This is a genomic window from Nocardioides aurantiacus (genome assembly GCF_003752505.1).
Lineage (GTDB): Bacteria > Actinomycetota > Actinomycetes > Propionibacteriales > Nocardioidaceae > Marmoricola > Marmoricola aurantiacus.
The window spans coordinates 3,772,670-3,784,719 of sequence record NZ_RKHO01000001.1; the positions used below are offsets into that span (position 1 = coordinate 3,772,670).

Below are 12,050 nucleotides of genomic sequence, written 5' to 3' on the forward strand. Positions count from 1 at the left end.
GGTCACTCCTGGAGTGTGACACCCCCACCCGGGGGCTCCGCCAGCGCGCCACGCAGCCGTTCGCGCAGGCCGCTGGCGCGCTGCACCTCGCGCGAGACCGCGGCCCGCACCGCGGCCTCGGTGCCGACCACGCGCACCCGCTCCTGGGCCCGCGTCACGGCGGTGTAGAACAGCTCGCGGGTGAGCAGCCGGGACTGCTCGTCGGGCAGCACCACGCTCACCACCCGGGCCTGGGACCCCTGCGACTTGTGCACCGTCATCGCGTGCACGGTCTCCACCCCCGCCAGCCGGCTGGTGGCCAGCTCGCGGGTGGCGCCACCGACCTGGACCACCACGCGCAGTCGGCCGTCGGCGTCGCGGACGGTGGCCCCCATGTCGCCGTTGTTGAGCAGCTGGTCGTAGTCGTTGGCGGTCACCAGGATCGGGCGGCCGGCGTACCACTCGTCGTAGTGGGTGACGCCGGTGCGCTCCGCGACCAGCCGCTCGACCAGCCGGTTCCAGCCACCGACGCCGTAGGGGCCCTCGCGGTGGGCGCACAGCAGGCGGTGGCCGCCGAGCGCCGCGAGCGCTCCGGTGCGGTCGCCCGCCTCGCCCGTGCGCCGCAGCTCGACGGCGACGTCGGCCACCTCGTCGCGGAACCGCGTCATCGCCGCCTCGTCGGCGGCGTCGACCAGCTCGACCTCGCCGCCCCCGGCGCGCAGCTGGGCGAGCGCGGCGTCGGCGTCGCCGGTGCGCAGCGCGTCGGCGAGGGCACCGATGCGGGCCCCGAAGCGGTGCGTGCGTCGCAGCGCGGCCACCGGGGAGTCCGCACCGTCCTCCAGGCCCGCCACCAGGTCGGCCAGCACGGCCCCGGCCTCCACCGAGGCCAGCTGGTCGGGGTCGCCCACGAGCACCAGCCGGGCGTCGGGCCGCATCGCCTCGAGCAGCCGGGCCATCATCGTCAGCGAGACCATCGAGGTCTCGTCGACCACCACGACGTCGTGGGGCAGCCGGTTGCCGCGGTGGTGGCGGAAGCGCACCCGGCTGTCGGGCCGCCAGCCGAGCAGCCGGTGGAGGGTGGAGGCCTGCAGCACGCCCAGTCGCTGCTGGTCGGCCGGCGCGAGCCGCTCGGTCGCCTCCTGCACGGCCTCCTGCAGCCGGGCGGCCGCCTTGCCGGTCGGGGCGCTGAGCGCCATCCGGGGCGGCCGGCCGGTCAGCAGCTCGTGCTGCTCGGCGACCAGGGTCAGCAGACCGGCCACGGTGGTGGTCTTGCCGGTGCCGGGGCCGCCGGTGAGCACGGTGGTCCAGCGGACGGCGGCACCGCGGGCGGCGTCGCGCTGCTCGGCGTACCCCTCGCCCGGGAAGACCCGCTCGAGCCCGGCCTCGAGGAGCGCGACGTCGACCTCGGGCGGATCGCGGCGGACCCGGGCGACGAGGTCGTCGCAGACCTGGCCCTCCTCGCGCCAGTAGCGGTCGAGGTAGAGGCGGGTCCCGTCGAGTCGCAGCAGCTGCTGGGCGACCAGGGCGCTGCTCGCCACCGCCGCGGTCCATGCCGTCGGCTCGGGCCACGGCAGCACGACGTCGTCCTCCAGGGGCAGCGCGCCGATGGTCGCGAGGTCGAGGCACACCGAGCCGGTGCGCACGGCCCGCACGGCGAGCGCGACGGCGAGCAGCACCTCGTCGTCGGTCTCCTGCGCCAGCGACCCCAGCCGCTGGGCGACGTGGACGTCTGCGGCGGCGAGCACCTCGGGGTGGTTGAAGCGCGCCAGCAGGCCGGTGGCTCCGAGCACCCGGCGCCGGTCGCCCGGGTCGGTCCAGGGACCCGTGGTGGCGGTGGTCATCGCAGATCCCCCTCGACGGGGCTCGGGGCCGGCCCCGGGGCCGGTCGCCCGTCGAGCAGCTCGGACAGCTCGACGACCAGCGCGGCCGGCGGCCGCCAGCTGAAGACGCCGCAGGGCACGCCGTCGACGCGGGGGGTCTCCGGTCCGCAGAGGCCGCGCAGGTAGAGGTAGAGCACGCCGCCGAGGTGGACCTCGGGGTCGTAGCCGGGCAGCCGCCAGCGCAGGTAGCGGTGCAGCACCACGGAGTAGAGCAGCGCCTGGAGCGGGTAGTGGGAGTGCAGCATCGCGGCGTCGAGCGCGGCCGGGGCGTAGTCGAGCGCGGTGATCGGCGCTCCCGGCTCGCCGAGCCGGTTGGTCTTGTAGTCGACCACCACGAAGCGCTGCTCGGCCCCCGCCCCGACCCGCAGCACCACGTCGATCGAGCCGCTGAGGTAGCCGCGCAGCAGCTGGTCGCCGAGCCCGGGTGCCTCGAGCCGCTCGGCGTAGGGCCGCATCGGGTCGTCGGTGGGGAGGTGGCGGCGGAGCACGTCGGCCATCGCCGCCAGCGGCACCTGGGCCCCGGGGCGGTCGCCACCGGCGAGCGGGATCTCGAAGTCGAGCTCGCGCAGCCGGTCGCGCAGCCCGATGTCGGCCAGGGTGCGGTCGCCGACCAGCGGCCCGAGGGGGGTGTGCTGCGAGGGCAGCAGCGCCCGCGCCAGCTCGGGGGTGGGCGTCTCGACCGCCCACCAGCGGCGCTCCTGCTCGACCCGCAGCTCCAGCTCGGCGAGCAGGTCGGGGGCGGCCGGGTCGGCGTGCTCCAGGACGCCGTGGACCAGCGAGCCCAGCGTCGCGCCGGCGGGCAGGCCGTCCATCGGCGAGGGCACGTCGTCGGCGTCCTCACGGGTCACCGCCGGGGTGGCGGGCAGGTCGTCCTCGGCTCCGTCGCGCTCGTCGGTCGTGCCGGCCAGCTCGGGCTCGGTCTCGGTGGTGGCGCCGTCGGTGCCCGGCGTCGCGGGCTGCTGCTCGGCACGGATCAGGCCGGAGTAGGAGGTGCGGCGCCAGTCGGTGTCGACGGTCCGGTCGAACCGGCGTACGTCGAGACGGGGGGTGCCCTCGCCGGGCGGCAGCGCCGGCGTCCCCGTGGGCACGGAGTCCTCGACGGCCAGGGCACCGGCCTGCTCCCAGCGCTCGAAGGCCTGGCGCGCCTCGCGGGGGCCCGGCACGGCGTCGAGCCGGGTCGCGACCGTGGGGCTGCCGGGCGTGCGCCCGAGCAGCAGCCGCGACCAGCCGGCGTTGACGCTGTCACGGGTGGGCGCCCACCAGGCGACCACCTGGCTCTGGGCCCGGGTGAGCGCGACGTAGGTCAGCCGCAGCTCCTCGCCGGCCTGCTCCTCGCGGTGGCGGCGCACCGAGCGGCCGTCGCGGGTGCCGCCGACGTCGCGGGTGCGGTGGCCCTGGGCGTCGTGGAACAGCGGGACCTCGTCGTCGGGCACCCACTTGTTGAAGGCCAGGGGGAGGTAGACGACGGGGTACTGCAGGCCCTTGCTGGCGTGGATGGTGACGAGCTGGACCGCCCGGGCGTCGGTGTCCAGACGCCGGGTGCGGGCGTTGCTGCCGACCGCGGCCCGCCGCTCGCCGCGCAACCACTCCAGCAGGCCGGTGACGCCGAGACCCTCGCGGTGGGCCTCGTCGTGGAGCACCTGCCCGAGGTGGTGCAGGTCGGTGAGCAGCCGCTCGCCGTCGGGCCGGGCCAGGACCCGCTCGGCGAGGCCGTCGGCCACCACGGCCTCGTGCACCGCGGCGATGCCGCGGGCGCGCACCAGGTCGAGCCAGCGACGCACCCGCTCGCCGACCTCGTCGGTGACGTCCTCCCCGCCTGCGTCGAGGGCGGCCGGCGTCAGGCCGACGAAGGGGCCGAGCGCGACCGACCGGACCCGCGCGGCGCGGTGCGGCTGCTCCAGCGCCTCGAGCAGGGTCAGCCACTCGCGACCGGCCTCGGTCAGCAGCACGCTGCTGCCGCCGTGCACGACCGAGGCGACGCCCTTGGCCGCCAGCGCCCGCTGGAACAGCTCGACGTGGCGCAGGCTGTAGACCAGCACCGCGAGGTGCTCGGGCTGCAGCGGCTCGCCGTCGTGGCGCGCCCCGGAGCCGAGCAGGGCCGCGACGTCGTCGGCGAGGTCGGTGGCGACGTGACGCCGGGCGGCGTCGACCGAGAGCGTGCCCGCGCCGCTCTCGCCGGACGGGCCGTCGACCACCCGGAGCCGCAGCGGCGCCGGACGCGGGGCCCCGGTGAGCCGGGACGTGGCGTGGTGGGCCGCCACCGGGTGCACGGCGATGCGCGGGTCGCCGAGCTCGGCACCGCCCAGCAGCGCCTGCAGCGCGTCGACCAGGGGGGCGTCGCTGCGCCAGTTGGTGGCCAGCGTGCGGTGCTCGACCGCGGTGCCGGCGGCGTCGAGGTAGGTCGCGACGTCGCCGCCGCGGAAGGCGTAGATCGCCTGCTTGGGATCGCCGATCAGGACCATCGTGGCCGCGCCGCCGAAGGCGAGGTCGAGCACCTGCCACTGCACGGGGTCGGTGTCCTGGAACTCGTCGACCAGCACGGTGTGCCAGCGGTGCTGCATCCGGGCCCGGGCGGGGGAGTCGGGGTGGCGCAGCGCGTCGCGGAGGCGGGAGAGCAGGTCGTCGTAGGACAGGACGCCGCGGCGTCGCTTGCGGCGCTCCAGCTCGGCGCGGACCGCCTCGCCGAAGTCGCGTCGCTCCACCGCCGGCGACCCCTCGGCCCCCTCGGCGACGAGCAGCGACTGCGGGTCCCCCGTCGCGACCCGGGCGACCCCGAGCGCCACCTCGCGGGTGAAGGGGGGCGTGGCGAGGTCGCCGTAGCGGGCCAGGAAGAGGTCGTCGACCACCTCGACCACGAGGTCGTCGAGCTGCTCCACCAGCTCGGCGCCGGTGTCGGTGTCGCCGGCGACGCCGAGGGAGCGCAGCACCTGCTGGCAGAACTGGTGGGTGGTGGCGATGGTGGCGCCGTCGAAGTCGGCCAGGGCCTGGCGCAGCCGCTCGCGTCGCAGGGCCACCTCGTCGTGCCCGGCACCGGCGAGCAGCCCGGTCAGGCCGCCGGCGTCGCGGGCCGCCACGGGGTCGGCGAGCGCCCGCTCCGCGGCCACGAGCTGCTCGCGCACCCGCTCGCGCAGCTCCTGGCTGGCGGCGCGGCCGAAGGTGATGACGAGCAGCTCGTCGAGCCGGGCGCGACCCTCGGCGACGTAGCGGGTGACCAGGGCCCCCACGGCCCACGTCTTGCCGGTGCCGGCGCTGGCCTCGAGCAGCGCGGTGCCGGTCGGCAGCTCGCCCAGCGGGTCGAAGGGCGCGGGCACGGGGCGCACCGGCGCACCGGCGGTCGGGGTGCTCACGACCGCGCCCGGTCGAGGACGGGTCGCCACAGCGTGGTGGCGAGGGCGCCGAGCCGCGTGGTCTGTCCCTCGCGCTCCTCGCCCGGCAGCGGGCGCTGCTCGAGCAGCCTCGAGAGCGGGGCGTCGGCGCCCCAGACCCGGACGTGGGCCTCGTCCTCGCACTCCGGTCCGAACCGCGCCCGCGACCACTCGGCCTCCGCCTTGGGTCGCGCCGCGCGCGGGTTGGCGGCCCAGGCGTGGCCGGTCTTGAGCGGCAGCGGCAGCGGCGCGGCGGTGCCCGCGTCGTAGATCGCGACCAGCTCGCGCAGCCGGACGGTCGCCTCCTCGACGGGGGCGAAGGCGGCCCGGGCGGTCGGTTGGCTGCGGAAGCGACCCCGCCCCACCGAGCCCGCGGTCCAGCCGCGGCCGGGGCTGTCGGCGCACAGCGCCAGCAGCGGGACCCAGGCGTCGAGGTAGTGCCGCGGACCGAGCCGGGAGTAGCTGTGGCGCACCACCCGGGTGCCGTGGATCCCGGTGACCGTGCCGCGCAGCCGGCGGCCGTCGCCCAGGTCGACGTCGACGTCGCGTGCGGTCGCCCGCTGGCCCTGGGTGACGGAGTCGACCAGCTCGGCGACCGGGAGCGCCTGGTCGGCCAGCCGCTTGGCGAGGTCCCAGCCGAGGCGCCCGGGCGGCAGCACGCCCCGGCGCCACTCGCGGTCGCGGGCCTGCCCCGGGGTGCGGCCCAGCAGGAGGTCGGCCAGCAGCCGCTCCCCCACCTGCCACTGCTGCAGCCCGTCGAGGTCGACGGGCAGCCCGTCGGTGACCTCCTCGCCCTCGTCGGGCAGGGCCACCTCGAGCCGCCGTCGCAGGAAGTGGCGGACCGGGTGGCGCAGGAAGGCCGACAGCTCGGCGAGCTCGACGTCACCCCCCGGACGCGGCAGCACCGCCCCGGCCAGGGTGGGCGGCGCCTCCCGCGTCCGGGCCGCGGCGCGGGCCCCGGCGAGGGCGGCGGCGTCGAAGGAGAACGGTCGCGGCGGCACCAGGTTGTCCTGGTCGAAGGCCTGCAGCGGGTGGGAGCGCAGCACGTGGTCGCGCCCACCCGCGACGGTGAGCTCCACCGCGTCGAGCAGCTCCCCGAGCGGCACCGCGGGAGGACGGGGGGCGCCGGTCGTCTCGTGGGCACCGGTGTAGGTCACGACGAGGTGCTCGGTGGCCGCGACCACGGCGTCGAGCATCAGCTGGCGGTCCTCGCTGCGGACGTCGCGCTCCCCGGTGAGCGGTCGCCGGGCGAGCACGTCGTCGCCGTCGACCGCCCCGACGCGGGGGAACGAGCCGTCGTCGAGCCCGAGCAGGCACACCACCCGGTGGGGGACCGAGCGCATCGGCACCATGGTGGCGACGGTGAGGGTGCCGGTGCGGAAGTTGGCGCGGGTGGGGCGCCCGGCCAGCCGCTCGGCCATCAGCGAGCGCACGTCGGGCAGCCGCAGCTCGAGGTCGCCGGTCCAGGACCGGGCGCTGGCGTCGAGCACCTGGGCGAGCTCGCGGTGGACCTGCGCGGTCTGCCACTCCTCGCCCCGGGGCACGAGCGTGAGCTCCTCGACCGCGCGACCGATCGTGGTCAGCCAGTGGTCGACCGGGTGGCTGCCGGTGAGCGCCCCGGCCAGGCGCTGCACCCGGTCGAGGGTCTCGGCCAGCCGGCCGGCGAGGTCGATGCTGGTGGAGCCGACGTCGTCCAGGGGCAGCGTGGCGCCGAAGTAGCGGTCGGCGTCGTCGCTCACCGCCACGCCGGTCAGCACCCGGTCGAGCCCGAAGCGCCAGGTGTTCTGCACGAACCGCTCGAGGCCGAAGTCGCGGCGGTGCTCGCCGTCGAAGGCCCAGCGGACCCCGGCCTTCTCGACCCAGTCGGTCAGGGTCTCCAGGTCGCTCTCGGTGAGCCCGAAGCGGCGGCGCACGGGCTCGGTCGCGAGCAGGTCCAGCACCACGCTGGCCTCGGCCCGGCCGCCGGCCAGGTCGAGCAGTCGCTCCACCACCGCGAGCAGCGGGTTGGTCTGCGTCAGCGACCGGTCGGCCAGCCGGACGCGCAGCCGGTGGCCGGGGTGGGCGCCGATCTCGCCCATCCCGAAGGCGGCGGAGACGAGCGGGGCGTAGGCCTCGATGTCGGGGCACATCACCACGACGTCGCGGGGCTCCAGGGTCGGGTCGTCGGCGAGCAGCCCGAGCAGCACCTCGCGGAGCACCTCGACCTGGCGGGCCGGACCGTGACAGGCGTGCACCTGCACGCTGCGGTCGTCCTCGCGCAGCACCCGGCCGCGGGCGGCCTCGTCGGGGGACCGGTCGGCGGCCAGGTCGGCCTGCAGCCAGCCGAGCAGCGTGGTGTCCTCGGGCCCCGCCGGGTCGGGGGCCGCGGGGGTGACGTCGAGGGGGGTCACGTCCTGCACCGAGCGCTGCAGCTCGCGCAGGTCGCGGCCGAGCGAGGCGAGCAGCGGGTGGCGCACCCGGCGCCGGGCGGGGTCGTCCTCGCGGGCCACCGACCCGGCGAGGTCGGTGAGGGCCGCCCACGACGCCGGCGAGGGGTGCGGCAGCCAGAGGTGGACCTCGCGGCGCTCGCCCAGCGCCGCCAGCAGCCGCACCTCGGTGACCGGCAGCCGGGTGTGGCCGAAGAGCGAGATCCGGGTCGGCAGGTCGGGGTCCAGCTCACCCGAGCCCAGCGCGTCGCAGACCTGTCGGTGCCGCACCACCGGCGACGGCGCCCCCACCCGGGCGACCAGCCGTCGCCACAGCTCGGGCTGCCAGGTGAGGTCGGGATCGAGCACTCCCCCGGCACCGTCGGTGTCGCGGCCGGCCTCCCAGTCGGCGAGCAGCGACGGGCGCTGCACGGCGTACGCCGCGAGGTGGCGCGCGAGCCGCCTCGCGGTGGCGTAGCGACGGCCGCGCCGCAGCTCGCGCTCCTCGCCCTCGTGCTCGTGGCCGAGGTGCAGGCTCAGCGCCTGGCACCAGGGCTCGCCGGCGGCCTCGTCGACGACCTGGAGCAGCGGCCAGACGAGTGCGTCGGGCGACCACGGGTCGTCGTCGGTGGTGCCGAGCACCTCGCCGACCAGGCCGGCGGGCGAGCGCAGCTCGACGCCGGCGCACAGGCCGTCCTCGCGTCCTGGGGCGGCGCCGACCCGGTGGGAGAGCCGCTGGCTGAGCCACCGCTCGACGCCCCGCGCCGGGACGATCACCAGCTCGGGAGCGAACGGGTCCTCGGGCGGCTCGGCCAGCAGGGCGGCCAGGCCGTCGGCGAGCGCGTCGGCCCGCGGCGCGCGGTGGAGGAGCAGGGGCACGGGCGGACCTGGGGGTCGGGGACGGGTCTGGCACGGGACCGAGACCGGGACGGGGCGACCCTAGTCCTCGCCACCGACAGGGCCGGGGCCGTGTCTGACAGGCTGGTCGCGTGAGCACGACGGAGCCTGCCGAGGATCCCTTCGCCGCCCCGGACGCCACCACCGACGCCGGGTCGGTGTCCGGCGACGCCCCCGTCCTGCGGCTGCGTCCCCCGCGCCACCGTGTCTCCTCCCGCGCGCCGGTGATGTGGGCACTGGGCTCGCTGTTCGGCGACCTGCTGGTGCTGGCGGCGCTCCTGGTCGTGCGGTGGTTCGACTGGTTCGACCTGGCCTGGTGGGTCTGGGCCCTACTGGGCGTCAACGTCGTCGTCGGCGTCGTGGTCTCGCCGCTCGTGCGCTACCGGGTGCACCGCTGGGAGAGCACCGACTCGGCCGTCTACACGCAGTCGGGCTGGCTCTCCCTGGAGCGCCGGATCGCGCCCATGGCCAAGGTGCAGACCGTCGACGTCGAGCAGGGCGCCTTCGCCCGGCTCCTCGGGCTGGCCACCGTCACCGTCACGACCGCCTCGGCCGCCGGGCCGGTGAAGATCGAGGGGATCGAGTCGGCCACCGCGGACCGGCTGGTGGCCGAGCTGACGCGGCGCACCACCGCCGAGGCGGGCGACGCGACGTGACCGAGCCGCCGGTGCCGGGCCCGGTCCCCGAGCAGCCCTGGCGCCGCCTCGACACCAAGATGCTGCTGGTGCACCCCGTGCAGCAGGTGCTGCGGTTCCTGCCGGTCCTGGTCGGCCTGCTCGTCGTGGGCGGGTCGCGAGGGACCTGGTGGCAGGCCGCCGGCGTCGTGGTGCCGATCCTGCTGGGCGTCGCGACCTACTTCTCCACCCGGTTCCGGATCACCCCCGACCAGCTCGAGCTGCGTCGCGGCCTGGTGCAGCGCACCACGCTCAGCGCGCGGCTCGACCGGGTCCGCTCGGTCGAGGTCACGGCGCCCCTGATCCACCGGCTGCTCGGCCTCACCCAGGTCAGGATCAGCACCGGCAGCGCCGCGGTGACCGGTGACGACGGCTTCGCGCTCGACGGGCTCGCGGCCTCGGAGGCGCGTGAGCTGCGCGCGCTGCTGCTCCACCGCTCCGAGGCCGTCCCGGACCAGCCCGCCGCGGTCGCCGCTCCCCCGGCCGGGGACGCTGCCGCCGACGTGCCCGTGCCCCCGACCCCGGCGGCCGAGCCCGACGAGGTGCTGCTGCGCTTCGACCCGCGCTGGGCCCGGTTCGCGCCGCTGACGGCCTCGGGGGCGGTCATCGCCAGCGCCGTCGCGGCGATCGGCTCCCAGGGGATGGACGCGCTGGGCATCGACCCGGTGACCGACCTCGGGCTCGACGAGCGGCTGGGCGACGTACGCGTGCTGCCCCTGGTGGGCGTCGGACTGCTCGTGTTCCTGGTGCTGACCGCGGTGTCGGGGGTGCTGGGCTACCTCGTCACCAACTGGGGCTTCACCCTCACGCGGGACCGGCAGGGCCGCTCGCTGCAGGTGCGCCGCGGCCTCACCACCACCTCGGAGACCAGCGTCGAGATCGCGCGCGTGCGCGGCGCCCGCCTGACCGAGCCGATCGGGCTGCGGCTCACCGGCGCCGCCGGCACCGAGGCCCTCCTCGCGGGCGGGTCGGTGCTCTCCGGCGGCACCGCGACCGTGGCCCCCGCGGCGCCGCGCGCGGTCGCGCTGGCGACCGCCGCGCGGGTCCTGGGCCACCGCGGCCTCGAGGCGCCGCTGCGCCCCCACGGCCCGGCCGCCCGCCGCCGGCGGCTGCTGCGCGCGGTCGTGGGCGCCGCCGTGCCGACCGCCGCCCTCGTGGTGGCGGCCGCGCTCGACCGGCTGCCGTGGTGGCCCGCGGTGACGGCCGTGGTGGTGCTGCTGCCGCTCGGCGTCGCGCTCGGTACCGACCGCTACCGCCGGCTCGGGCACGCCCTGGTGGAGGACCACCTCGTGGTGCGCTGGGGCACCGTCAGCGGTCGCCACGTCGCGCTGCACACCGGCGGCATCATCGGCTGGAACCTCCGGCAGACCTGGTTCCAGCGCCGCGCCGGGCTGGCCACGCTGGTCGCGACCACGGCCGCCGGCGGCCAGTCGCTGGAGGTGCTCGACGTGCCCGCCGACCTCGCCGTCGCCCTGGCCGACGCGGCGACCCCGGGGCTGCTCACGCCGTTCCTGGCCGCCTGACTCCGCCCCGGGTCAGATGAGCCGCTTGAGCACGGGCAGCGGTGCGTGCCGCATCACCACGCCCATCGGCGCCCACGGCAGCGGCGGCACGCACGCCGAGGCCTTCTCCTTCTCGATCGCCTCGACCATCGCGCGCACGCCCACCTCGGTGGAGACCATCCCGCGCACCTTGCTCGGGTCGACCTGGTCGTTCATCTCCGAGGAGATGTAGCCGGGGTAGATCACGCTGACCTTGATGTCGGTGCCGTACAGCTCGGTGCGCAGCCCCTCGGCCAGGTGCGCCGCACCGGCCTTGGTCGCGGCGTACGTCGTCATCGACTTCGGCATCCCGCGCATCGCCGACATCGAGCTCACCATCACGAAGTGACCGCGGCCCTGGGCGCGGAAGATCTCCATCGCCGCCTCGGACTGTGCGAGCGCGGCGACGAAGTTGGTCATCGCGGTCTCCCGGTTGGCGTCGTAGCGGCCGGTGCCCAGCGCCGCGCCCTTGCCCAGGCCGGCGTTGACCACGACGCGGTCGATGCTGCCGAAGTCCGCGGCGAAGGCCCGGAACACCGCGAACACCTGGTCGTCGTCGGTCACGTCCAGCGCCCGCACCTCGACGCGGCGCCCGGGGTGGGAGGCGGCGATCTCGGCGCGCAGCGCGTCGAGCTTGTCGGTACGCCGCGCGCACAGCGCCAGGTCGTGGCCCCTGGCGGCGAACTGCCGGGCCATCTCGGCGCCGAGCCCACTGCTCGCGCCGGTGATCAGGATGGTCTGTCGGTGGGGTGCCATGCGGCTCATCCTGCCGGGCGACACCTCGACCCCGGCCTCGGGTCACGCCCGCGGTCGGCTACGTCACCCGACGCATCGCCGCCGAGGCACCGCGCAGGTAGCGCGTGACCACCTCGCGCTCGGCGCCGGTGAGGCCGGCGTCGAGCTCGGCGAGCTGGCGGAACATCGGCATCAGGTGGCCGACGACCTCGGCGCGGCCGGAGTCGCTGATCGTCACCGACGTACGACGACCGTCGCTGGCGTGGCTGACGCGCCGGGCGTGCCCGCGGGCCTCGAGCCGGTCGATGATGCCCGACGAGGCGGCCGAGCTGACGCCGAGCACGCGGCTCAGCTCGCCGGGACCCATCGGACCCTCCACCAGGTGCTCCAGCGTGCGCAGCTCGTTGTGCGTCAGCCCGGCCCGGTTGGCCACCGCCGGGGCGACCTGCTCGGAGAGCCGGGTGAGCTCCCGCAGCGCCAGCAGCGAGGAGGTCTGCTCCCAGGCGTCTGTCCACCTGCTATCTTCACTCACTAGATTGCTCACTTAGTTAGTCATCAACCGAGACACCAGGAG

At 76.5% G+C, this 12,050-nt stretch carries 7 protein-coding genes; 2 read left to right on the forward strand and 5 right to left on the reverse strand.

The window, feature by feature from the left end:
* Positions 1-2: 2 nt before the first annotated feature.
* The 3 genes from recD to recC are packed head-to-tail and all read right to left on the reverse strand — an operon-like array spanning position 3 to position 8,508.
* Positions 3-1,820, reverse strand: coding sequence for an exodeoxyribonuclease V subunit alpha (gene recD / locus EDD33_RS18325; protein WP_123392481.1), 1,818 nt, complete (start codon positions 1,818-1,820; stop codon positions 3-5).
* Positions 1,817-5,206: a UvrD-helicase domain-containing protein gene (locus tag EDD33_RS18330; RefSeq protein WP_246003598.1), complete on the reverse strand. Its 3,390-nt coding sequence runs from the start codon at positions 5,204-5,206 to the stop codon at positions 1,817-1,819. The genes recD and EDD33_RS18330 overlap by 4 nt, the downstream gene beginning before the upstream one ends.
* Positions 5,203-8,508 (reverse strand): exodeoxyribonuclease V subunit gamma, encoded by a 3,306-nt coding sequence (gene recC / locus EDD33_RS18335; RefSeq protein WP_123392483.1) that lies wholly within the window; start codon positions 8,506-8,508, stop codon positions 5,203-5,205. Before recC ends, EDD33_RS18330 begins: the two co-directional genes overlap by 4 nt.
* 110 nt (positions 8,509-8,618) lie before the next feature.
* Between recC and EDD33_RS18340 the strand changes: the two genes are divergently transcribed.
* Both EDD33_RS18340 and EDD33_RS18345 read left to right on the forward strand, forming a co-directional pair.
* A complete protein-coding gene (locus tag EDD33_RS18340; RefSeq protein ID WP_246003599.1) occupies positions 8,619-9,182 on the forward strand; it encodes a PH domain-containing protein in 564 nt (187 codons plus the stop codon).
* On the forward strand, positions 9,179-10,723 hold the full coding sequence (locus tag EDD33_RS18345; RefSeq protein ID WP_123392484.1) for a PH domain-containing protein: 1,545 nt from the start codon (positions 9,179-9,181) through the stop codon (positions 10,721-10,723). Before EDD33_RS18340 ends, EDD33_RS18345 begins: the two co-directional genes overlap by 4 nt.
* A gap of 12 nt (positions 10,724-10,735) precedes the next feature.
* Here the strand turns inward: EDD33_RS18345 and EDD33_RS18350 are convergent, their stop codons facing one another.
* A complete protein-coding gene (locus EDD33_RS18350) occupies positions 10,736-11,497 on the reverse strand; it encodes an SDR family oxidoreductase (RefSeq protein ID WP_211332596.1) in 762 nt (253 codons plus the stop codon).
* Positions 11,498-11,555: 58 nt separating this feature from the next.
* The gene (locus EDD33_RS18355) at positions 11,556-12,020 is read right to left on the reverse strand and encodes a MarR family winged helix-turn-helix transcriptional regulator (RefSeq protein WP_211332597.1); all 465 of its coding nucleotides are present in this window, start codon (positions 12,018-12,020) and stop codon (positions 11,556-11,558) included.
* Between the last annotated feature and the right edge of the window lie 30 nt (positions 12,021-12,050).